General features: G+C 73.1%; 19 protein-coding genes. 11 read left to right on the plus strand and 8 right to left on the minus strand.

Annotated features, from left to right (window positions below; all coding sequences use genetic code 11):
- Window positions 1-77 precede the first annotated feature (77 nt).
- The 3 genes from GA0070622_RS07410 to nudC are packed head-to-tail and all read left to right on the plus strand — an operon-like array spanning window position 78 to window position 3,677.
- Window positions 78-1,388: a M16 family metallopeptidase gene (locus tag GA0070622_RS07410; protein ID WP_091570749.1), complete on the plus strand. Its 1,311-nt coding sequence runs from the start codon at window positions 78-80 to the stop codon at window positions 1,386-1,388.
- On the plus strand, window positions 1,385-2,716 hold the full coding sequence (locus GA0070622_RS07415; protein WP_091570753.1) for a M16 family metallopeptidase: 1,332 nt from the start codon (window positions 1,385-1,387) through the stop codon (window positions 2,714-2,716). Before GA0070622_RS07410 ends, GA0070622_RS07415 begins: the two co-directional genes overlap by 4 nt.
- Before the next feature lie 13 nt (window positions 2,717-2,729).
- The gene (gene nudC, locus GA0070622_RS07420; RefSeq protein WP_091570756.1) at window positions 2,730-3,677 is read left to right on the plus strand and encodes an NAD(+) diphosphatase; all 948 of its coding nucleotides are present in this window, start codon (window positions 2,730-2,732) and stop codon (window positions 3,675-3,677) included.
- 475 nt (window positions 3,678-4,152) lie between these two features.
- On the opposite strand, the gene GA0070622_RS07425 is transcribed toward nudC, so the two are convergent.
- The 3 genes from GA0070622_RS07425 to GA0070622_RS07435 all read right to left on the minus strand — a co-directional run bounded on the left by GA0070622_RS07425 (window position 4,153) and on the right by GA0070622_RS07435 (window position 5,908).
- Window positions 4,153-4,422: a hypothetical protein gene (locus GA0070622_RS07425; protein ID WP_091570759.1), complete on the minus strand. Its 270-nt coding sequence runs from the start codon at window positions 4,420-4,422 to the stop codon at window positions 4,153-4,155.
- Window positions 4,423-4,617: 195 nt separating this feature from the next.
- Entirely contained in the window at window positions 4,618-4,857 is a 240-nt protein-coding gene (locus tag GA0070622_RS07430; RefSeq protein ID WP_091570763.1) for a DUF397 domain-containing protein, read from the minus strand.
- 70 nt (window positions 4,858-4,927) lie between these two features.
- The gene (locus GA0070622_RS07435) at window positions 4,928-5,908 is read right to left on the minus strand and encodes a helix-turn-helix domain-containing protein (protein ID WP_091570767.1); all 981 of its coding nucleotides are present in this window, start codon (window positions 5,906-5,908) and stop codon (window positions 4,928-4,930) included.
- 204 nt (window positions 5,909-6,112) lie between these two features.
- Here GA0070622_RS07435 and GA0070622_RS07440 point away from each other — a divergent pair, with 204 nt between their 5' ends.
- Window positions 6,113-7,378, plus strand: coding sequence for an MFS transporter (locus GA0070622_RS07440; protein WP_091570772.1), 1,266 nt, complete (start codon window positions 6,113-6,115; stop codon window positions 7,376-7,378).
- 58 nt (window positions 7,379-7,436) lie between these two features.
- Here the strand turns inward: GA0070622_RS07440 and GA0070622_RS07445 are convergent, their stop codons facing one another.
- Entirely contained in the window at window positions 7,437-7,679 is a 243-nt protein-coding gene (locus GA0070622_RS07445; RefSeq protein ID WP_091570776.1) for a mycoredoxin, read from the minus strand.
- Between the two features lie 91 nt (window positions 7,680-7,770).
- On the opposite strand from GA0070622_RS07445, the gene GA0070622_RS07450 reads away from it, so the two are divergent.
- The 3 genes from GA0070622_RS07450 (at window position 7,771) to GA0070622_RS07460 (ending at window position 10,806) form a co-directional block, all read left to right on the plus strand.
- Complete coding sequence (locus GA0070622_RS07450) at window positions 7,771-9,924, plus strand: ATP-dependent DNA helicase UvrD2 (protein WP_091570780.1); 2,154 nt, start codon at window positions 7,771-7,773, stop codon at window positions 9,922-9,924.
- Window positions 9,925-10,054: 130 nt separating this feature from the next.
- Window positions 10,055-10,309, plus strand: coding sequence for a hypothetical protein (locus GA0070622_RS07455; protein ID WP_091570783.1), 255 nt, complete (start codon window positions 10,055-10,057; stop codon window positions 10,307-10,309).
- Between the two features lie 131 nt (window positions 10,310-10,440).
- Window positions 10,441-10,806 carry a WhiB family transcriptional regulator gene (locus GA0070622_RS07460; protein WP_073828771.1) on the plus strand — a complete coding sequence of 122 codons (366 nt, stop codon included), beginning with the start codon at window positions 10,441-10,443 and terminating at the stop codon, window positions 10,804-10,806.
- A gap of 306 nt (window positions 10,807-11,112) precedes the next feature.
- Here the strand turns inward: GA0070622_RS07460 and GA0070622_RS07465 are convergent, their stop codons facing one another.
- The 3 genes from GA0070622_RS07465 to GA0070622_RS31970 all read right to left on the minus strand — a co-directional run bounded on the left by GA0070622_RS07465 (window position 11,113) and on the right by GA0070622_RS31970 (window position 13,931).
- Complete coding sequence (locus tag GA0070622_RS07465) at window positions 11,113-12,459, minus strand: ABC1 kinase family protein (RefSeq protein ID WP_091570788.1); 1,347 nt, start codon at window positions 12,457-12,459, stop codon at window positions 11,113-11,115.
- 10 nt (window positions 12,460-12,469) lie between these two features.
- The gene (locus tag GA0070622_RS07470; RefSeq protein WP_141561945.1) at window positions 12,470-13,582 is read right to left on the minus strand and encodes a TOMM precursor leader peptide-binding protein; all 1,113 of its coding nucleotides are present in this window, start codon (window positions 13,580-13,582) and stop codon (window positions 12,470-12,472) included.
- Window positions 13,583-13,763: 181 nt separating this feature from the next.
- The gene (locus tag GA0070622_RS31970; RefSeq protein WP_007464795.1) at window positions 13,764-13,931 is read right to left on the minus strand and encodes a DUF5679 domain-containing protein; all 168 of its coding nucleotides are present in this window, start codon (window positions 13,929-13,931) and stop codon (window positions 13,764-13,766) included.
- 475 nt (window positions 13,932-14,406) lie between these two features.
- Here GA0070622_RS31970 and GA0070622_RS07475 point away from each other — a divergent pair, with 475 nt between their 5' ends.
- Together GA0070622_RS07475 and GA0070622_RS07480 are read left to right on the plus strand one after the other, a co-directional pair.
- Window positions 14,407-14,928, plus strand: coding sequence for a M48 metallopeptidase family protein (locus tag GA0070622_RS07475; protein ID WP_091570795.1), 522 nt, complete (start codon window positions 14,407-14,409; stop codon window positions 14,926-14,928).
- Between the two features lie 148 nt (window positions 14,929-15,076).
- On the plus strand, window positions 15,077-15,697 hold the full coding sequence (locus tag GA0070622_RS07480) for a hypothetical protein (RefSeq protein WP_091570798.1): 621 nt from the start codon (window positions 15,077-15,079) through the stop codon (window positions 15,695-15,697).
- 211 nt (window positions 15,698-15,908) lie between these two features.
- On the opposite strand, the gene GA0070622_RS07485 is transcribed toward GA0070622_RS07480, so the two are convergent.
- Entirely contained in the window at window positions 15,909-17,180 is a 1,272-nt protein-coding gene (locus tag GA0070622_RS07485; protein WP_091576975.1) for a zinc-dependent metalloprotease, read from the minus strand.
- Window positions 17,181-17,295: 115 nt separating this feature from the next.
- Between GA0070622_RS07485 and GA0070622_RS07490 the strand changes: the two genes are divergently transcribed.
- Window positions 17,296-18,309: a YlbL family protein gene (locus GA0070622_RS07490; protein ID WP_172967925.1), complete on the plus strand. Its 1,014-nt coding sequence runs from the start codon at window positions 17,296-17,298 to the stop codon at window positions 18,307-18,309.
- 125 nt (window positions 18,310-18,434) lie between these two features.
- Entirely contained in the window at window positions 18,435-21,419 is a 2,985-nt protein-coding gene (locus GA0070622_RS07495) for a UPF0182 family membrane protein (protein ID WP_245666142.1), read from the plus strand.
- Window positions 21,420-21,502 lie beyond the last annotated feature (83 nt).

A 21,502-nucleotide genomic window follows, 5' to 3' on the forward strand; every position in this document is an offset into this window, starting at 1 on the left:
CCCGTCCCGCGACAGTCCACCGTTCGGCCGGGGCACACCGCCGGTGCGGTCGGTACGGAGGCGCTAGTGTCGATCTCGTGCCGACGCGCAGAGCGAAGATCCCAGCGACGAAGTACCCGGTCGAGCGGTTCGTCCTCGACAACGGCCTGCGGGTGGTGCTCACGCCGGACCGCAGCGCCCCGGTGATCGGGGTGGCGGTGGTCTACGACGTCGGCATCCGCTCCGAGCCGGAGGGGCGCACCGGCTTCGCCCACCTCTTCGAACACCTGATGTTCCAGGGCTCGGAGAACCTGGAGAAGCTGGCCCACTTCCGGCACGTGCAGGGCGCCGGCGGCACGTTCAACGGCTCCACCCACCTCGACTACACCGACTACTTCGAGACGCTGCCGAGCAACGCCCTGGAACGGGCGCTGTTCCTGGAGGCCGACCGGATGCGCGGCCCCCGGCTGACCGAGGAGAACCTGCGCAACCAGGTCGACGTGGTCAAGGAGGAGATCCGGGTCAACGTGCTCAACCGGCCGTACGGCGGCTTTCCCTGGCTCACGCTGCCCCCGGTGATGTTCGACACCTTCCCCAACGCGCACGACGGCTACGGGTCCTTCGACGACCTGGAGTCCGCCACGGTGGCCGACGCGGCCGACTTCTTCCGCCGCTACTACGCCAGCGGCAACGCCGTGCTCGCGGTCAGCGGCGACATCGACGTGGCCGAGGCGACCACCCTGATCGAGCGGCACTTCGGCGACGTGCCGGCCCGCCCCGCCCCGGAGCGACCCGACTTCGCCGAGCCGGACCTGACCGCCGAGCGGCGCAGCACGTACACCGACGCGCTGGCCCCGCTCCCGGCCGTGGCGGGCGCCTGGCGGGTGCCCGACCCGATCAGCGACTTCACCGGCTACCTGCCCTACGTGGTGCTGGCCGAGGTGCTCACCGACGGTGACGCGTCCCGGCTGGTCGAGCGGATGGTGCAGCGGGACCGCTCGGTCACCGGGCTGGGCGGCTACCTCGGCTTCATGGGCGACCCGTTCGACGTCCGCGACCCCACCGCGCTGCTGCTCCAGGCGCACCTGCCGCCCGGTGGCGACGTGGACAAGGTGCTGCGCACCGTCGACGAGGAGTTGGACCGGCTGGCCACCGACGGGCTGACCGAGGGAGAGCTGGCCCGGACCCAGGCCCGGATGGCCACCCACCTGCTGCGCGACACCGACGCGGTGCTCGGCCGGGCACTGCGGATGGCCGTCCTGGAGCAACAGCGCGGCGAGCCGGGCCTGCTCAACGAGCTGCCCCGGCTGGTCGGCGAGGTGACCGAGGAACAGGTCCGCGCCGCCGCCGCCACCCTGCGGCCCGAGCGCCGCGCGTCCGTCGAGGTCGTCGCCGGAGGTCTGAAATGAGTACGCCGACCACCGTCCGGCCGCTGCCGGCGCTCGGACCCAACCGTCGCCTCAAGGTGCCGAAGCAGGCCGAGCGCACGCTCGGCAACGGCCTCACCGTGATCGCGGTACGGCGGCCCGCCGTACCGCTCGTGGAACTGCGCCTCTGGATGCCGTTCGGGCGCGCCCACCTGGCCCGCGGCGCCATGCTGGCGCAGACCGTGCTCGCCGGCACCGAGGCGCACAGCGCCACCGAGATCGCCGCCGAGCTGCAGAAGGTCGGCGGCGGGCTTTCCGCCGGCGTGGACCCGGACCGGCTGATGCTCTCCGGCGCGGCCCTGGTCACCGGGCTGGACCGGGTGCTGGAGCTGCTCGCCGAGGTGCTCACCGGGGCCACCTACCCGGGTGACTGGGTCCAGACCGAACGGGACCGCCTGGTCGACCGGATCCAGGTCGCCCAGAGCCAGCCGTCCCACCTGGCCCGGACCGCGTTGCTCAAGCGGGTCTACGGCCGCCACCCGTACGCGGTGCAGACCCCGGAGCCCGACCAGGTCCGGGCGGTCCGCCCGGCCGCGTTGCGCCGGCTGCACGCCGAGCGGGTCCACCCGGCGGGCGCGGTGCTGGTGCTGGTCGGCGACGTCCAGCCGGAACGGGCGCTGGACGCCGCCGAGCGGGCGCTCGCCGGCTGGCGGGGGGACGGGCACACCGCCGACCTGCCGCCCGCGCCGCCGCTCGAACCCGGTCCGCTGGTGCTGGTCGACCGGCCCGGCTCCGTCCAGTCCTCGCTGCGCCTCGCGCTGCCCGCGGTGCCCCGCACCCACCCCGACCACGCCGCGTTGCAGCTGGCGAACCTGATCTTCGGCGGCTACTTCTCCTCCCGCTGGGTGGAGAACATCCGCGAGGACAAGGGCTACACCTACGGGCCGCACTCGCTGGTCGAGCACTCGGTGGCCGGGTCGGTACTGGTCGCCGGCGCCGACGTGGCCACCGAGGTGACCGCGCCGGCACTGGTGGAGACGCTGTACGAACTGGGCCGGCTGGCCACCGTGCCGCCGAAACCGGAGGAGCTGGAGCAGGCCCGCCAGTACGCGCTCGGCACACTCCAGCTCGGCATGTCCACCCAGGCCGGCCTCGCGTCGCTGACCAGCGCGTACGCCGGCAACGGGCTCCGGCTGGACTTCCTCGCCGAGCACGCCGCCCGGCTGGCCGCCGCGACCGTGGACGACGTGGCCGAGGCGGGGGCCCGTTACCTGGCCCCGGCCCGCGCGGTCACCGTGGTGCTCGGTGACGCCGCCCGGGTGGCGGACTCGCTGGCCGTGCTGGGGCCGGTGCGGACGGAAACCCCGTGACGGGCGGCGGCCGGTGACCGGCGAGTCCGCGCCGCCGCTGGCCCGGTCCACGCTGGACCGGGCCGCCCACCTGCGGACCGACCCGACCTGGCTGGCCGAGGCCTGGGAACGGGCACGGGTGCTGGTACTGGACTCGGCCGACGACGGGCGCGCGCTCGTCCGGGGTGCGGCGGCCCCGCCCGAGCTGGTCCTCGTCGGCCCCGGTGAGCTGCCCGAGGTGCCCCGCTCCGTGCCGATGTTCCTCGGCGTCGAGCCGGACGGGGTGCCGGTCTTCGCGGTGGACGGGCCGCTGCCGGAGCTGCCGGGCACCCGCCGGGCGCACCTGCGCGAGGTCGGCCACCTCATGAGCGACCGGGACGCCGGTGTGTTCACCACCGCGTTGGCCCTGCTCAACTGGCACCTCCGGCACGAATACTCGTCCCGCACCGGGCACCCGACCCGGATCGACGAGGCGGGTTGGTCGCGGATCGATCCCGACGGCGACCGGGCCTGGCCGCGTACCGATCCGGCCATGATCGTGCTGGTGCACGACGGGGTGGACGGCCCGGACGGCCGGTGCCTGCTCGGCAACAACGCGGCCTGGCCGAGCACGCCCGGGCTGCGCCGCTACTCCTGCCTGGCCGGCTACGTCGAGCCCGGCGAGTCGGCCGAGGCCGCCGTCCTGCGCGAGGTCCGCGAGGAGGTCGGCGTCGAGGTCGCGGAGATCGCGTACGTGGCCAGCCAGTCCTGGCCGTTCCCCGGCTCGCTGATGCTCGGCTTTCTCGCCCGGGCCGACGCAAACGCGCCGATCCGGGTCGACCCGGCCGAGATCGCGCACGCCCGCTGGTTCACCCGGCGGGAGATCGGCGCGGCGTTGGCCGACGAGCCGGTGACGGTGGACGGCGGGGACCGCCTGCTCCTGCCCCCGCCGTCGTCGATCGCGCTCTTCCTGGTGCACCGCTGGCTCGACGGCCACTGCTGACCCGCTCGGTCCGAGGTGCACGGTCCGTGACCGGCCCACCCGAAGAGTGGGGTTGAGTGCGATATACCGCTGGGTCATAAATATGACCGAGCGGTATATCGCACTCGTCGAGGGTGACTGGGCGGCGAGCGCGACAGGACGATCCGCCGGCCACGCGTCGCGGGGTCCGGCGCGCGCGTCGCGCAACCTCGGCGTGGTGGAGTGGTCCGCGGCGGGTTGTTGCCGCCAGTTCGGCGAGGTGGCGGGCCAGGCGGATTCCGGCGGGGCGGGGCGGGCCCGATGGTGCCGGGCCGGGCCGGGCGGGCGGGCCGGGCGGGCGGGCCGGGCGGGCGGGCCGGGCGGGGGTGGGCACGGTCCCGGCCCGGACCGTCGTTGCCGCGGCGGTCGCGGGCCGGGAACACGGGCCGTCATGGCCGGGTGAGGCGTGGAGTGCGGCGGGGGAGCCGGTCCGGCCACGACGGACGTCAGCGGCCGCTCATCCGCCGTCCCAGCGGTAGGGGTGGCCGGGTGCGGTCTCCTCGACGGGCAGCACCTTGACCCGGTGCCGGCCGGCGCGTACCGCGCCGACGGCGGACAGGGCGCGGGCGAGCAGGAGGGCGGCGTCCCGGTCCTCCGCGTGTACGACCTGACGGCGGGCCTCCGGCGCGCTCGTCTCGTCCCGCAGGCGGCCCCCGCCCGCCCAGGCGGCGGCGATGTCGGCGTCGGCGGCGCTACGGATCTCGGTGCGGACGATCAGGAACCGCATGGTGTCCCCCGGAGAGCGGACGGATGCGCTGGAACTTCCACGTCACTCCCGCGTCATGTTACGCCCGCATGTCGTCCCAGCAAGTGAAACCGGCCGGCTCGACCGATCGGGGGACCCCAGGTCAGCCCGGTTGTCGGGGATGGACACGCGAGGGGCCGCCGGCGTGACGCCGACGGCCCCCGGGCACTCGCCGGATCAGTTCAGGTCGAACCGGCCGTTCTTCGCCCCGGCGATGAAGCCGAGCCAACCGGCCCGGTTGAACAGCAGCACCGGCCCGCTCGGGTCCTTGCTGTCCCGCAGCGCCACGGTGGCCGGCCCGGTGCCGAGCGGCGCGACCTCCACGCAGTTCGAGGTCTGGCTGCGGGTGCTCTTGCGCCAGGCGGCGCCGGCGAGCTGCCCCGAGAGGGAGGTCGTGCTGGTGCGGATCTCGTTCATGGTCCTGCTCCTGATGTGGTGCTCCGATGGGAACGAGCGACGCCGGAGCGCGGGCGGTGTCCGTGAGGGATCACCGTTCCGTGGTGAGGCGCCCCGAGTCCCGGCGACGCTGGGTCGGCGCCGTTGCCGGCCCGTACGCCACCGTGGACTCGACTGCCGTGCCGGTCAGCCGTCCCGTCGCCTCGATCAACCAGGAGAGGGTGTCCGATGCGGAGAGTGCCGACGCGCATAGCCACTCGAACACCACTTTATAGCGATTTAGGGTGTTTACCTCGGTCGACATGACGTCGGTGAACCCACCTTCGATGGCCAATGTCTCCGGATCGAGGGGATCGGCGAACCGGTAGACCGAGAAGGCGGTCGGCGGAAGGTACCAATCGCCCACCCGCGTGTCGCGCAGCAGCAGCCGCAGCGTCACGTTCGGCAGCAGGGCCAGCTCGCACAGGTGGACGAGCTGCTCGTGCAGCACCTCGGGCGGCCCCGCCCGCCGGCCGAGCGCGGCCTCCTCCAGCACCGCGGTGTAGCGGGGCACGTCGGGGGAGCGGGTCAGCAACGACTGGCGGGACTGCCGGGCGCGTACCTCGGTCTCCGGGTCCTCGGTCTCCGGGTCGCCGGCCTCGGCGGCCACCTGGGCCGCGGACATGATCCGGTGCCGGGCGTAGCCGGGAGTCTGCAACAGCCCCGGCACCAGCACCGGGTTGTACTCCGAGATCTCCGCGCAGCCGGCCTCCAGCTCGGCGAAGGCGCGTTGCTGCTGGGTCATCACCGGGAAGTTGCGCAGCCAGCCCCGCATGTCACCGGCCTCGTGGGTGATCCCGGTCAGCTCCGCCCGCAGCTCCTCGTCGGCGCCGTAGAGCGTCAGCAGGACGTCGACGTCGTCCGGGTCGGGCCGGCTCCGGCCGTTCTCCAGCCGGGACAACTTGGATGCGGAAGCCCAGCCGATCCGCTCGATGACCTGGTCACCGGTGAGACCGGCCTGTTCGCGGAGCCGACGCAGCTCGGTGCCGAGTCGACGACGGCGCAGAATCGGGCCTGGTGCGGCAGGAGGCACGGCGTCCTCTTTCCCGTGGACCGTCGCAGGACGCGACGGTAACTGTATGAAATTCGCCCCCCACGGTCAGTATGGACGGCGCGACCGGTGTCGGAGGTTCCGGCGAGGGCGTGTCACGAGACAAAAAGAGGACCGTGGAGAGCGCCTTCACCGGCGCCCGCCCCCGACGCGCCCGGAGTGGCGCACCCCCGCCGGAGGGAACCGATGCGCACCGTCCTGCGCCGCCCCGACTTCCGCCTCCTGTTCGCCGCGCTGGTGGCGAGCATGGCGGCGGAGTCGATCCTGCTGCTCGCACTGGCCGTCTGGGTGAAGGACCTGACCGGTTCGGACAGCATGGCCGGAGCGACCATCTTCGCCGTCATCGCGCCGATGGCGCTGGCCCCGCTGGTCGGCTGGGTGGTCGACCGCTACCGCCGGCGGCCGTTCTTCATCGCCGCCAACCTGGTCGCCGCCGTGCTGCTCGGCCCGCTGCTCACCGTGCGGGACCGGACCGACGTCTGGGTGATCTACGTGGTCGCGGCGCTCTACGGCCTGTCCTACATCACCCTGACCGCCGTGCTCAACGCGCTGATCCGGCAGCTGGTGCCGGCCGAGTTGCTGCCCGACGCGAACGGCGCGTTGCAGACGGTCCGGCAGGGGCTGCGGTTGATCGGCCCGCTCGCCGGGGCCGGCGTGTACGCCGCCGTCGGCGGCTGGCTGCTGGTCACCCTGGCGATGACCGGGTTCCTGGTCGCCGCGGCGGTGGTCGGCCGGCTTCGGGTGCAGGAGAGCGGGCCGCCGCGACCGGTCCGTCGCGGCCCCGCCGAGCTGGGCGCGGGGCTGCGCCACCTGGCCGGCGAGGCCGCGCTGCGCCGGGCGCTGCTCGGATACGGGCTGGGCTCGCTGGTGATGGGCTTCACCGAATCGCTGATCTTCGCGTACGTCGACCTGGGTCTGGGCCGCGACGCCGCGTTCGTCGGCGTGCTGGTCATGGTGCAGGGCGTGGGCGGCCTGGTCGGCGGCCTGTTCTCGGCCGCGGTGGTGCGCCGGTTCGGCGAGGTCGGCGCGCTGGCCGCCGGGGTGACGTTCTTCGGCCCGGCCGCGCTGGCGCTCGCGTACCCCCGGCTCTGGCTCGGGGTGGTGGCGTTGCTGCTGGCCGGCGTCTCGCTGCCGCTGACCATGGTGGGGTTGCACACGCTGGTCCAGCGGCGGACGCCGCCGGCGCTGCTGGGCCGGGTGACCGCCGCCTCGGAGGCGCTGGTCAGCGGGCCGCAGGCGGCCTCCATCGGCACCGGCGCGCTGCTCGTCGGCGTGTTCGACTACCGGCTGCTGTTCGCCCTGGTGGGGGCGGTCACCACGGCTGCCGGCCTCTACCTGTGGCGGGGCCGCGGCCTCACCCCGCCGGCCGTGGGCTCGGCGCGTGTCCCGACCCCGCGCCGGCCGCTCGACGACGAGATGCTGGCCACCGCCCGCCGACGCCGGGCCCCCTGAACGGCGACGAGCGGCCGTACCCGGAACCGGGTACGGCCGCTCGCGTGGCGCGGGCAGGTCAGCCGGGCAGGCTGGCCAGGTGCTGCTTGACCTGGTTGATCGAGGGGTTGGTCAGGGCGCTGCCGTCGTCGAAGCGCAGGGTCGGCACGGTCTGGTTGCCGCCGTTGACGCCCATCACGAACTCCGCGGCCGCGGTGTCCTGCTCGATGTCGACCACCTCGTACGCGATGCCCTCCCGGTCGAGCTGCGACTTCAGCCGGTGGCAGTAGCCGCACCACGGGGTGGAATACATCGTCAACATGGTCTGGTCCTCCAAGGGATGGCTCGCGCCCGGTCCGATCAGGCCAGGCTAACCGCTGCAACGTCACACGATGCTGGGATGATTCCCTGCTGTGGGCGTTCACTCAGCGGCGGAACGGGTGCTGGCCGGTCTGGATCCGGAGCAGCGGTCCGCGGTGACCGCCCCGGCCGGCCCGGTCTGCATCCTGGCCGGTGCCGGGACCGGCAAGACCCGGGCGGTGACCTCACGGATCGCCCACCGGGCGCTGACCGGCGACATCGCCGGCCGGCACGTGCTGGCGGTCACGTTCACCGCCCGCGCCGCGGCCGAGATGCGCAGCCGTCTCACCGTGCTCGGGGTGCAGGGTGTGCAGGCGCGCACCTTCCACGCCGCGGCGCTGCGGCAGGTCCGCTACTTCGCGCCCCGGCTGCTCGCCGGCCGGGCCATGCCGGAGCTGCTGGACAGCAAGGTCCGGGTGGTCACCCTGGCCGCCGCCAAGGTGGGCCTGCGCGCCGACCGGGCCGCCGCGCGGGACCTCGCCGGCGAGATCGAGTGGGCGAAGTCGTCCCTGGTCGAGCCCGGGGAGTACGTGGTGGCCGCGGCCAAGGCGCTGCGCGAGACGCCGTACGAGCCGGCCCGGGTGGCCGAGGTGTTCGACGCGTACGAGCGGCTCAAGCGCGGCAACGGGGTGATCGACTTCGAGGACATGCTGCGCGCCGCGGTGTGGGGCATCGAGGAGCACCCCGACGTGGCCGAGCAGGTGCGCAACCAGTACCGGCACTTCGTCGTCGACGAGTACCAGGACGTCAACCCGCTCCAGCAGCGGCTGCTGGAGTCCTGGCTCGGCGGTCGCGACGACCTGACCGTGGTCGGCGACGCCAGCCAGACCATCTACTCGTTCACCGGCGCGACCTCGTCGTACCTGGTCGACTTCCCGCGCCACCACCGGGGCGCGACGGTGGTCCGGCTGGTCCGCGACTACCGCTCGACCCCGCAGGTGGTGGGGCTGGCCAACGCGGTCATCGCGCAGGCCCGGGGCGCCGAGGCGCGGCTGCGGCTGGAGCTGCACGGCCAGCGCCCGCCCGGCCCGGAACCGGAGCTGCGGATCTTCACCGACGAGCCGGCCGAGGCCAACGCGGTGGCGGCCCGCTGCCGGGCGCTCGTCGCCGGCGGCACCCCGGCCCGGGAGATCGCGGTGCTGTTCCGCACCAACGCGCAGTCCGAGGCGTACGAGAAGGCGCTCACCGAGGCCGAGGTGCCCTACGTGCTCCAGGGCGCGGAGCGGTTCTTCGAGCGGCCCGAGGTGCGCCAGGCGATGATCGCGCTGCGCGCCGCCACCCGGTCGGTCCCCGGCGAGACGCCGCTGCGGGCGGCCGTCGTGGAGGGGCTCGCCGCGGTCGGCTGGGCGCCGGACGCGCCCCCGGCCGGCGGCGCGGCGCGCGAGCGCTGGGAGGCGCTCGCCGCGCTGGTCCAGCTCGCCGAGGAGTTCGCGGCCACGCCCGACCTGCTGCCGATCGGCGAGGCCGCGGCGGTGGAACGGCAGCGTGGCCTGGCCGACTTCACCGAGGAACTCGCCCGGCGGGCCGCCCAGCAGCACGTGCCCACCGTGGAGGGGGTCACGCTGGCCTCGCTGCACTCGGCCAAGGGCCTGGAGTGGGACGCGGTGTTCCTGGTCGGGCTCGCCGAGGGCACGCTGCCCACCACCTACGCGAAGACCCCGGAGCAGGTCGAGGAGGAGCGGCGGCTGCTCTACGTGGGGATCACCCGAGCCCGGGAGTGGCTCTGGCTGTCGTACGCGACGGCGCGCTCGCCCGGCGGCCGGGCGCGGCGCCCGTCCCGCTTCCTGCCCCAGCTGGACCGCTCGGGCGGCGGCGAGCGGGCCGGCGCCGGGCCGGCCCGGCGCCCCGAACGGCGCCGGCCCCAGGTGGTCTCGTGCCGGATCTGCGGCGCCACGCTGCTCGCCGGCGCGGACCGGAAGCTGGGCCGCTGCCCCACCTGCCCGTCCGACCTGGACGAGGAGCTGTACGAGCGGTTGCGCGAGTGGCGGCAGCGGGTGGCCGGCGCGCAGAAGGTGCCGGCGTACGTGGTGTTCACCGACGCCACGCTCACCGCGTTGGCGGAGCGGAAGCCGGCCCGCACCGAGGACCTGGTCGCGATCGCCGGGATCGGGCCCCGAAAAGTGGGGCTTTACGGGGATACGGTGCTGGCCCTGGTGGCCGGCGCGGCGGTCGACGACGTCTGCCCGCAGAAAACTTTCGAAATCTAGCCGTAAATCGTTTGCCCTCGCCCGCGGGCGAGGAATAGCCTCAGGACACACCTCGCGAGCAGCGCCGTTCTGGCTGCTCAAGGGGGATGAGTCCATGGTCGGCACGAGGAAAGTCAGGGAGGTGGCACCAATGGAGATCTACACCTACGAGCGTCCGGCGGCGATGCCAGCTGCCGGCGTTCCGCTGTCGGCCGTGCGGGTGGCCCTCGCCGCCCGACCGTCGGCTCCGCAGGTGCACCAGGTCCGGGTTCAGGCCGAGCTGAACCTGACCGTCGCGCCGATCACCGGAGTCGAGGGGACCAGTGGCTTCACGGGCATGGGCATCGATGGCGGCAAGAAGCGCACGGATGTCCGCGGCGTTCCACCTCGAGGTAGACCGGTCTGATCCACAGACCACCGGCTCACCTCGAGGCCGCGGAACCCGCATACCGGGATCCGCGGCCTCAGTTTTTTGCCCGTCGAAGTACGTCGGAAATGCGATCCACGAGATCGAAGTGAGAGAGAGGTGACCGGAGGATGAGTCTGGCGTTGGCCCCACTCGACGTGAGCGTCGAGGTGGAGGCGAACCTGCCCTGCCGGAAGTTCGACCCCGACCTGTGGTTCTCCGACTCGCCCGCCGAGCTCGAGCTGGCCAAGTCGCTCTGCGGGGACTGCCCGCTGCGCGTCGAGTGCCTGGCCGGGGCGGTGGAGCGGGCCGAGCCCTGGGGCGTCTGGGGCGGCGAGATCTTCGAGCGTGGCGCGGTCGTCCCGCGCAAGCGGCCCCGTGGCCGGCCGCGCAAGGAGGACCTCGCCCGTGACGCCCAGCTCCGGGTCGAGGCGGAGGCGCGACTGGCGGCCAGTGGGCTGTCCGAGTCGCGCAGCGCCGTCCGACTGGCAGCCTGACACACCTGCGTTCCGAAACCGACCGATGCCGGTGTCCCTCCACCGGCCGACCTGAGAGAGAAAACCGATGCTGCACCTGCCGAACGGAACCGAGATGCAACTACTCCACGAAGCGTTGTCCCGGGCTCGAATGCGCCGGCCTCAGGCCGGTCGCACCACCACGAGCACTGAGGCAGCCCGTTCCGCCCGTACCGTCGCCATGCGGGGTCGTAGCCAGTCGGCCCGCGACCTGGGCGTTCTCTAGTACCACCACGATGACGAAAGGGGCGGTGACCAGATGGTCACCGCCCCTTCGACGTACCCGCGTCAGGCCACCGGGGCGAAGCCGGGCAGCCAACGCTCCAGGATCGCCCGGTAGGACGCCTTCGCCTCCAACTGGCACAGCACCCCGATCGAGCCCAGCGTGACCCGGTGGATCATCAGGTACGACGGTGGCAGGTTGAGCTGCCGACTGAGCTGGTAGGCGGGGGAGCGAGGGCTGGCCAGCCGGGTCGCCTCACCGCGCAGCCAGGCGCGGGTGAAGCGGAACTCGTCGGCGGCGATCGGCTCCAGCATCGGACGGAGGAAGTCGAGCACGCCCTGGGCGTCGATCGGCTCGGTCCGGCTGACGAAGCCCTCGGCGCGCAGCCCGTCCACCACGCCGTCGGCGTCGCCGCGCAGCGCGAGCGCGGCGATCCGGCCGATCGGCTCGGGCGTGCCCTCCGGCATCCGGGCCACCGCGCCGAAGTCGATCACGCCGAGCCGGCCGTCCGGCAGCAGCCGGAAGTTGCCCGGGTGCGGGTCGGCGTGCAGCAGCCCGGCCCGCTCCGGCGCGGAGAGGTGCAGCTCGGCCATCAGCCGCCCGGCCTCGTCGCGCTGCTCCTCGGTGCCCTCCCGGATGATGTGGGACAGCGGGATGCCCTCGACCCACTCGGTGATCAGCACCCGGGGCGCGGCGTCGAGCACCTCCGGGATGTAGATGTCCGGGTCGTCCGCGTACGCGGCGGCGAAGGCGCGCTGCGACTCGGCCTCCAGCTCGTAGTCCAGCTCCTCGGTGATCCGCTCGCGCAGCTCGGCCAGGAGCGGCTTGACGTCCAGCCCCGGCTGGATCGCCCGGAACATCCCGCCCAGTCGGGAGAGCTGCTTGAGGTCGGCGAGCAGGGCCTCACCGGCACCCGGGTACTGGATCTTCACGGCCACGTCCCGGTGCCGGGGGCCGCCGTTCGGCCCGTACCCCGGGTCGCGCCAGACCGCGCGGTGCACCTGGCCGATGCTGGCCGCGGCGGCCGGGGTGTCGTCGAAGGAGACGAACCGGTCCCGCCAGTCCGGCCCGAGCTGCTCGGCGAGCACCTTGTGCACGGTCGCCACGGGCAGCGGCGGGGCGGCCTCCTGGAGCTTGGTGAGCGCCTGCCGGTAGGGGGCGGCGACCTCCTCGGGCAGTGCGGCCTCGAAGACCGACAGGGCCTGGCCGAACTTCATCGCCCCGCCCTTGAGCTGCCCGAGGACGCTGAACAACTGCTCGGCCGTGCGCTGCTGGATCTCGGCGGAGATGACGTCGGACGCGAGCCCGGTGACCCGCTTGCCCATGCCCAGGACGGTTCGACCGGCGAATCCGAGCGGCAGGGCGGCGAGTTTGGCGGTGCGGGACACGGCCCGGCGCGGGATGTCGGTCACCCGGCCATTGTTACCGACGCGAGGGGCTCGCTGCTGCCGTGCGGCCGGGAGCGGACGCGGCCGACCGGATCGGGCGACGCCCGGAGCAGCCGCAGGAGGGGTGCGGCGACCACCGGCGGTGTCGGAGGCGGCCGGCGGCCCGGACCTCCACCGCGCCGCCGAGCGTCTCCGGTGTGCCCCCGTCGAGCTGGGTCAGCGCCTCGGCCGCCGCCACGGCCGCCGCGGCGAGCCGGGTGGTCGCCGCGCAGGCCCGCTCGTCCCGGTCGGCCGCGAGCTGGGCGGCGAGCGCCGGCCAGTCCGGGTCGCGGTCGGCGCGGTGCAGGTCCAGGCAGCGCAGGCAGGGGCCGGCGGGCGGCCGGACCAGGGGCCCGACGACGGGTACGCCGCCGCGCAGGTCGAGCAGGAGGTGGGGTTGGCGACGGCGGGCGTACCCGGTGGCGAGCGCGTCGGCCGGGCGGTCGACTCCGAGCTGCACCACCAGGTCGGCCCGGGCCGAGCGCAACGGGTGGCAGCTGGTGCCCGGCGCGCAGCGCCCCAGCGCCGCGCGCAGCGCCGGGGCCAGCGGCCGACCCAGCTCCTCGGCGGTCAGGCCGGTCCCGACCAGGTCACCGGCGCGTACCGGGCCGGTCAGATCGGGTACGACGTGCCCGATCCCGGCCTGGGCCAGCGCGACGGCGACCGCCGCGCCGAGCCGGCCGGCGCCGGTGACCAGCACCCGGGCGGCGCGACGCCGGCGCAGCAGCGCGGCCGGCGTGCCGGGCAGGTCGGGTGTGGCCAGGGCGAGGGCGTCGGCCTCCGTGCCGAGCCGGGCCCGGACCGGCCCGGAGAGGCCCCGGGGGAGCAGGCTCTGCGCCGGTACGACGAGCCCGGCGGCCCGCAGCGCGTCGAGCAGGGCGCGCGCCTCGCCGGCCGGCACCCGGGCGGCGGTGGCCGCGACCAGCACCGCCCGCTCGCTGCGGGTGCCGTCGAGCAGGTCGAGCAGGTGCACGGTGGCCGGGGTGGTCACCTCCAGCAGCACCGCCGGGCCGGGCTCCACGCCGAGCTGGAGCGTGTGCCGGTCCCGCCAGAGGCGGGTCAGACCGGGCAGCAGGGTCGGGCGGGTGATCGGATTCGGTTCGGTCACGCCACGAACAGTGACCGCATCCACGCGCTCCGTCGCTCGTTGTCCACAGGTGCGGCGCGCCGTGGCCAGCGTTGTCCACAAGACATTGCCGTTTTTCCACAACTGGCCGGTAACCGTGTCGGATAGGCGACGGGGGAGGGGCGGCCCGACGGCCGCCCCTCCCCCGTGCGACCCGGACGGGTCAGACCTTGGCCTTGCCCAGGATGCGGTTCACTGTTGTGCCGCACACCGGGCACTTGCCCTTGGCCATGTTCATGCCGGTCTTCGAGACCTCCACGTGCCCCTCGAAGTCCCGCTTCTCCTTGCACTTCACGCAGTAACCGTTGTAGGTCTGGGCCTGGTCGGCCACGGTAGCCTCCTCGTCTCGTCCGCCGGAGGTGCCCGGCGGGTCTCCCTGCGGCGGGGCCACCTGTGGCTCCGGCGCCGGGGGTTCTCCGCGGTCAGTCACCTGACCGCTGGTTGGCGGACCCTACCCAGGTCTGGGCAGTTCCATGTCAGCTGCACGCCGACTCTGTGAGCAAGTCGACGGCAAGAGTGTGCACGCCGGGTAACGTCTGATAAGTCAGTTTCGCGGGGACACGCCGGTTAAATACGCTCAGATCCCCTTCGCGTGGCCCCACCGCCGACGACCCGTGGTAGATCACCTAACGTGGTGGACGGCCGCCAGGTGATGGTCAACTTTGCCCGCAAAGAATTTTTTCAGGACTCCTGACAATCAACCGCCATTTTCCGGGCGCGTGTCGTCGTGTTGACTCTTGCGGAGTCCTGGTCAGTACGCATTAGCTTTCCCTCGTGACAGTCAACCGAGGCTGCGCGGGTCGGTAATGGCCGGGACGCGGAAGCCCGTCGTCGAGGTGCGGCGCAGCCAGCGTCGGCGGCGCACGGTGTCCGCGTACCGGGACGGGGAGCGCGTCGTCGTGCTCATCCCGGACCAGTTCTCCCGGGCCGAGGAGAGCGAGTGGGTCGACCGGATGCTGGCCCGGCTCGCCGCCCGCGAGGGCCGGCTGGCCCGCTCGGACGCCGAACTGCTCGCCCGCGCCACCCGCCTGATCGGGCTCTACCTGCCGGAGCACATGTCGGCCGCCGCGCCGGCGAGCGTGCGGTGGGTGACCAACCAGAACGGCCGATGGGGCTCCTGCACCCCCGCCGACCGCACCATCCGGATCTCCCACCGCATCCAGGACATGCCCGACTGGGTGATCGACTACGTGCTTCTGCACGAGTTGGCGCACCTGATCGTGCCGAGCCACAACGCCGAGTTCTGGTCGCTGGTCGCCCGCTATCCGCGCTCCGAGCGCGCCCGCGGCTACCTGGAGGGCGTAGCCGCCACCGCCGCCGTCCCCTGACCCGCCCCCACCGCCTTTCGTGGTCGATCATGAAGTTGGCGGCACCAGTCGGTCCGATTTGTCGCGGCCAACTTCATGATCGACGCTGCCGGTCGGGGGGTGGGCGGCGGGGCGCTGGGTGGGGTGGGGTGGACGCTAGGGTCGGCGGATGGTGCGACGTGTGGTGGTGGCGTTGCTCGGCCCGGTGAGCTGGTCGCCGCCGGGGATCGAGCCGGCGCGGTGGCGGACCGCCCTGGCCGAGGACGTGGTGGACCTGCTGGCCACGCTCAACGAGGTGGAGACCGCGGTGGCGGTGACCCCGGAGGACCGCTGGCTGGCCGACGCCGTGGTGTGGCCCGGCACCCCGGTGTACGAGGTGCCCGAACCGACGCCGAACGCGGTGTTCGCGGCCCTCACCGGCCACCACGACCGACCGGCCTTCGACCAGGTGGCCGTGGTGGCCGCCGACGCCCCGGACGTGCCCGGCCTGACGCTGGGCAAGCTGCTGCGGCCGCTCTCCTCCCGGCCGGTGGCGGTGGCCCCGGTGGACGGGGGTGGGCCGGGGCTGCTGGGGGTGGCGGCGCGGCTGCCCGTACCGGCGTGGTTGCCGGCGGTGCACCTCGACACGACCGCCCCGGCCGAGGTGCGGCGGGCGGCCCCGAGCCCGGGGGAGGTGGCGGTCGGTGCCGGTTGGCGCCGGCTGCGCGGACCGGCGGACCTGGCCGCGCTCGACCCGGCCGTCGAGGGCTGGGAGGCCACCCGCGCCCTGTTGTCCGCCCGCCCGGCCTGACCCACCGCCTGTGCCGTCCCGCCCGCCGAAAACGTCGATCTTGGACTTGTGGCACCTAACAAAAGGCGCCACCCGGGCATCTTGGGCGCCAAAACTCCAAGATCGATAGGCCGGGGCCGGGGCCGGGGCCGGGGCGGGCTGGGCTGGGCGGCGGGGTGGGGACGCGGACGGGGCCCGCACGGTGATCCGTGCGGGCCCCGTCGCGTACGTGTCAGTGCTTGTCGTCGTCCTCGCCGGGGGGCTTCTCCTCGGGCGCGCCCGGCGCGGTGAAGTCGAAGTTTGCCAGCTCGTCGTCGAGATCGGTGCTCGTCCTGGCGAACGCCTCCGGGGCGGCGAAGTCGTCGTCCGAGGGAAGCAGGTCGGGGTGGCCCCAGACCGCGTCCCGGCCGGCGATGCCGCGGTGCTCGGTCAGCGCCGCCCAGAGCACCGTCGCCTCGCGCAGCCGGCGCGGCCGCAGTTCGAGGCCGACCAGCGCGGCGAACGTCTGCTCGGCCGGGCCACCGGCGGCGCGGCGGCGGCGGAACGCTTCGCCGAGGCGTACGACGTTGGGCAGGCGGTCACCGGCGGCGCTGTCCACGACGTGGCACACCCAACCCTCGACCAGGGCGAGCACGGTCTCCAGCCGGGCCAGCGACGCCTTCTGCGCCGGGGTGTCCTCCGGAGTGAAGATGCCCTCCAGCGCGATCGCCTGCATCGACTCCGGGTCGGTCGGGTCGACCCGGCCCATCGCCTCCTCGATCGCCTCCCGGTTGACCCGGATGCCGGCGGCGTAGTTCTCCACCGCCGTCAGCACGTGCCCGCGCAGCCACGGCACGTGCTGGAAGAGGCGCTGGTGGGCGGCCTCGCGCAGGGCCACGTAGAGGCGTACCTCGTCCTCGGGCAGCTCCAGGCCCTCGCCGTACGCCTTGATGTTGGCCGGGACGAGCGCGGCGGTGCCGGCGGGGCCCAGCGGCAGGCCGATGTCACCGGCGGAGAGCACCTCGGCGGCGAGCGAGCCGAGCGCCTGGCCGAGCTGACCGCCGAAGAGGGCGCCGCCGAGCGTGGCGACCATCGACTGCATCGGGCCGAGCTGCGCCCGCGCCTCCGGCGGCACCAGGTCGCCCATCGCGCCGACCATCCGGCTGGCCACCGGGTCGCAGAGCTTGCGCCACACGTCGAGCGTCTTGAAGATCCACTCGTTGCGGTTCCAGGCGACCGAGGTGCGGATGCCGGAGGGCCACGAGGTCGCCGGTTCCAGCCAGAGGTCGGCGATCCGCAGCGCCTCCTCCACCGCGTTGCGCTCGAACGGCGAGACCGCCGGGTCGCCGGCGGCGGCGAGCTGGCTGGCGGCCACCTGCCGGGCCAGGTCCCAGTTGACCGGCCCGCTGCCCGGCGCGGACAGCAGGTGCTGCAACTGCGACATGAACTGCTGCATCTGCGCGGGATCGTTGGGGTCTGGTGGTTGACCACCCGGGAGCGCGAAACCGAACGGAATATCAGGCACGACGTCTACGGTACGCGGGCCGCGCCGCAGGTCGTGCCCGTCGGCGTTGCGCTGAGGGCGAAGTCCACCGGTCACCGCGCCGGACGGCGCGGGACGGATCGGTACGCTCTGGCGCATGAGACGTCGCGGCGTGACCGTCCTGCTCGGTGCCCTGCTCACCGCCCTGCTCAGCGTCGGCGTGCTGAGCGTCCCCCTGCCGTACGTGGTGCTCGGCCCCGGTCCGACGGTCAACACGCTCGGCAGTGAGAACGGCAAGGAGATCATCCAGGTCAGCGGCCGCGCGACGTCGACCTCCGCCGGCCAGCTCCGGCTCACCACGGTCGGCGTGCAGCCCACCGTGCGGCTCCGGTCGGCGCTGGCCGGCTGGTTCTCCTCGGACGAGGCGGTGGTGCCGCGCGAGCTGGTCTACCCGCCGGGCGAGTCGCAGGAGGAGGTCGAGAAGCGCAACGCGGAGGACTTCCAGAACTCCCAGACCAGCGCCGAGACGGCGGCCCTGCGGGAGCTGGGCTACCCGATCAAGGTGCTGGTCAAGGCGGTCACCCCGGGCGGGCCGTCGGTCGACGTGCTCCGGCCGGACGACGTGCTGACCTCGGTCGACGGCGCGCCGGTGACCAGCGCGGCCAAGCTCACCGAGCTGATCCGGGCCAAGCCGGCCGGCACCGCGCTGACGATCGGCTACACCCGGGACGGCGCCCCGGGGACGGCCAGGGTGACCAGTCGCGAGCAGGACGGCCGCCCGCGCATCGGGGTGGAGATCGACCAGCAGCAGCCGCACCCGTTCACCCTCAAGATCGACCTCGGGGACATCGGCGGCCCGAGCGCCGGGCTGATGTTCACCCTGGGCATCATCGACAAGCTGGAGCCGGCCGACCTGACCGGCGGCCAGGTCATCGCGGGCACCGGCACCATCGACGACGAGGGCCGGGTCGGCCCGATCGGTGGCATCGCCCAGAAGCTGGTCGGCGCCAAGGACGCCGGCGCGAAGGTCTTCCTGGTGCCCGCCGACAACTGCGCCGAGGCGGTCCGCAACCCGCAGCCCGACCTGCCGCTGCTGAAGGTGGCGACGGTGGACGACGCGCTGACGGCACTGGAGAAACTGCGCGCCGGGGGTCAGCCGACCCGCTGCTGAACCGGGCCGCCGACGGCCCCGGGCGATCGTGACGTGACCTTGACCCGACGTGTACAGGAACACCCCGTACTCTGGGGTGCCTGGTCGGAGCCGATCACATCGAGCGTGCGGAGCCAACAGTGGTCATGCGTAGCAGTCCCCTGCCGAGGATGAGCCGGCGCGGACGCGTCACCATCGGGGTCCTGGTCGGGGTGTTCGTGCTGTTCACCCTGCTCGGTTGGGGGGTCAACGCCTGGACCGACTGGCTGTGGTTCGACGAGGTCCGCTACACCCAGGTCTTCACCGGCGTGCTCGCCACCCGGCTGCTGTTGTTCCTGGTGGTCGGCGTCGGCATGGCGCTGATCGTCGCCGGCAACCTCTGGTTGGCCTACCGGCTGCGGCCCCGGATGCGCCCGCACTCGGCCGAGCAGGCCACGCTGGAGCGCTACCGGATGCTGCTGAGCCCTCGGCTGGGCACCTGGATCGCGCTGGCCTCCGCCGTGATCGGGCTCTTCGCCGGGCTCTCCGCGCAGAGCCGGTGGACCCAGTGGCTGCTGTTCCGCAACGGTGGCGACTTCGGCGTGAAGGACCCGGAGTTCGGCGTCGACGTCGGCTTCTACGTCTTCCAGCTCCCGTTCTGGCGCTACCTGCTCGGCGTCGGCTTCACCGCGGTGGTGCTGGCCCTGCTCGGCGCGCTGGCCGTGCACTACGTGTTCGGCGGGGTGCGCCTGCAGGGTGTCGGCGACCGGATGACCAACGCCGCCCGCGCCCACCTCAGCTCGCTGGTCGCCGTCTTCGTCCTGCTCAAGGCCGTCGCGTACGTGCTGGACCGGCGCGCGATGCTGCTGGAGTACAACGAGGGCGCGAAGCTCTACGGCGCCGGCTACGCCGACGTGAACGCGTTGCTGCCGGCGAAGGAGATCCTCGCCTGGATCTCCGTCCTGGTGGCCGTCGCGATCATCGTGTTCTCCAACGCGGTGATGCGGAACCTGGTCTGGCCGGGCATCTCGCTGGCCCTGCTCGGGGTCTCCGCGGTGGCGATCGGCGGCATCTACCCGTGGGCGGTGCAGACGTTCGAGGTGAAGCCGAGCGCCCGTGACAAGGAGGCGCCGTACATCGAACGCAGCATCAAGGCGACCCGGTCCGCGTTCGGTCTCGAGGTCACGAAGACGACGCCGTACGCGGCGAGCAACCTCGTGCCACCCGCCAGCCTGGCCACCGACACCTCGGTCGTGCCGAACGTCCGGCTGCTCGACCCGCAGCTGGTCTCCGAGACCTACACCCAGCTCCAGCAGGTCCGCGGCTTCTACGACTTCGGCTCGAAGCTGGACATCGACCGCTACGCGGTGAAGGACAAGACCTCCGACTACGTGGTCGGCGTCCGTGAGATCAACTACGGCGAGCTGACCGACCAGCAGAACAACTGGATCAACCGGCACACCGTCTACACCCACGGGTACGGCCTGGTGGCCGCCCCGGCGAACCAGGTGGTCTGCGGCGGCCAGCCGTACTTCGTCTCCGGCTTCCTCGGGGAGAAGGCGCAGGAGGCGTGTTCCTCGCCGACCGAGGAGATCCCGGCCCAGCAGCCGCGGATCTACTACGGCGAGCGGATGGAGGGCGACGACTACGCGATCGTCGGGCAGACCGGTGACCGCAACGTCGAGTTCGACCGGCCCACCTCCACCGGTGGCGAGCAGTACTACACCTACACCGGCGAGGGCGGCGTCAAGATCGGCTCGTTCCCCCGGCGGCTGCTCTACGCGATCAAGGAGCAGGAGTCGAACTTCCTGCTCTCCGAGGCGGTCAACGAGAACTCGAAGCTGCTCTACGTGCGCAACCCGCGCGACCGGGTGGAGAAGGTCGCGCCGTTCCTCACCCTCGACGGCGACCCGTACCCGGCGGTGGTGAACGGTCGCGTCCTGTGGATCGTCGACGGCTACACCACGGCGGCGACCTACCCGTACGCCGAGCGGGTCAACCTCCAGGCGGAGACCGCCGACGAGCTGACCGGCCGGGGCACGTTCCAGCTCGCCCGGGAGAACGTCAACTACATCCGCAACTCGGTGAAGGCGACGGTCGACGCGTACGACGGCACGGTCAAGCTCTACTCGTACGACGACACCGACCCGGTGCTGAAGGCGTGGAACAAGGCGTTCGGCGGTGACCTCGTGCTGCCCAAGGGTGACATCCCGCCGGAGCTGGCCGAGCACTTCCGCTACCCGGCCGACCTGTTCAAGGTGCAGCGCAACCTGCTCACCAAGTTCCACGTCACCGACCCCGGCGACTTCTACTCCGGCCAGGACTTCTGGCAGGTGCCGAACGTGCCGGACGCGCCGGACAGCGGGCAGAAGCAGCCGCCCTACTACCTGTTCACCCAGTTCCCCGGGCAGGACGGGCCCCGCTTCCAGTTGACCTCCGCGGTCACGCCGAACGGGCGGCAGAACCTCGCCGCGCTGGTCTCCGGCTCGTACGTCGACGGCAAGCCCCAGCTGGAGGTGCTGGAGTTGCCGGACCAGACCCGGGTCTCCGGGCCGACCCAGGTGCATCAGCAGATGACCAACAACGGCGACATCCGCCAGCAGCTCAACCTGCTCTCCTCCAACCAGGCCCAGGTGCAGTACGGCAACCTGCTGTCGCTGCCGTTCGCCGACGGGATGCTCTACGTCGAGCCGGTCTATGTGAAGAGCAGCAGCCAGGACGCGTACCCGCTGTTGCAGAAGGTGCTGCTCTCCTACGGCGACGGCGGCTCGTACGTGGTGCTCGCCAACAACCTCAGCGACGGCATCAAACAGCTCGTCGAACAGGGCAAACGCGCCCAGAACGGCACCCCGCCGCCGCCGAGCGACGACGAGAACACGCCGCCGCCGACCGGGGGCACGAACACCCCGCCGCCGCTCACCGGTGAGCTGGCCCAGGCCGCCGGCCAGGTGCAGGCCGCGATCGCCGAGGTCAAGGCCGCGCAGACGTCCGGCGACTTCGAGCGGTACGGGCGGGCGCTCAAGGCGCTCGACGAGGCGATGGCCGCCTTCCAGCAGGCCCAGGCGGCGGCCAACGGGTCGGCCGGCCCGGCGCCCTCGGGCAGCGCCTCGCCGTCGGCGCCAGCCTCACCCTCACCCTCACCGAACGGCTGACGCCGAGCGACACCACGAGCCCGTGCTCCGGGACCCGCAGCGGTCACCGGAGCACGGGCTCGTGTCGTGTACCGGACTTCCCG

Source organism: Micromonospora sediminicola, assembly GCF_900089585.1.
GTDB classification, from domain to species: Bacteria; Actinomycetota; Actinomycetes; order Mycobacteriales; family Micromonosporaceae; genus Micromonospora; species Micromonospora sediminicola.

Excerpts from the sequence above, each read along its gene's own strand:
- GA0070622_RS07425 (WP_091570759.1), bottom strand. The coding sequence starts at position 4,422 with ATGCGGTTCCTGATCGTCCGCACCGAGATCCGTAGCGCCGCCGACGCC.
- GA0070622_RS07480 (WP_091570798.1), top strand. The coding sequence starts at position 15,077 with ATGGTGCGACGTGTGGTGGTGGCGTTGCTCGGCCCGGTGAGCTGGTCG.
- GA0070622_RS07460 (WP_073828771.1), top strand. The coding sequence starts at position 10,441 with ATGAGTCTGGCGTTGGCCCCACTCGACGTGAGCGTCGAGGTGGAGGCG.
- GA0070622_RS07445 (WP_091570776.1), bottom strand. The coding sequence starts at position 7,679 with ATGTTGACGATGTATTCCACCCCGTGGTGCGGCTACTGCCACCGGCTG.
- GA0070622_RS07475 (WP_091570795.1), top strand. The coding sequence starts at position 14,407 with ATGGCCGGGACGCGGAAGCCCGTCGTCGAGGTGCGGCGCAGCCAGCGT.
- GA0070622_RS07455 (WP_091570783.1), top strand. The coding sequence starts at position 10,055 with ATGGAGATCTACACCTACGAGCGTCCGGCGGCGATGCCAGCTGCCGGC.
- GA0070622_RS07495 (WP_245666142.1), top strand. The coding sequence starts at position 18,435 with ATGCGTAGCAGTCCCCTGCCGAGGATGAGCCGGCGCGGACGCGTCACC.
- GA0070622_RS07430 (WP_091570763.1), bottom strand. The coding sequence starts at position 4,857 with ATGAACGAGATCCGCACCAGCACGACCTCCCTCTCGGGGCAGCTCGCC.
- GA0070622_RS07440 (WP_091570772.1), top strand. The coding sequence starts at position 6,113 with ATGCGCACCGTCCTGCGCCGCCCCGACTTCCGCCTCCTGTTCGCCGCG.
- GA0070622_RS07415 (WP_091570753.1), top strand. The coding sequence starts at position 1,385 with ATGAGTACGCCGACCACCGTCCGGCCGCTGCCGGCGCTCGGACCCAAC.
- GA0070622_RS07490 (WP_172967925.1), top strand. The coding sequence starts at position 17,296 with ATGAGACGTCGCGGCGTGACCGTCCTGCTCGGTGCCCTGCTCACCGCC.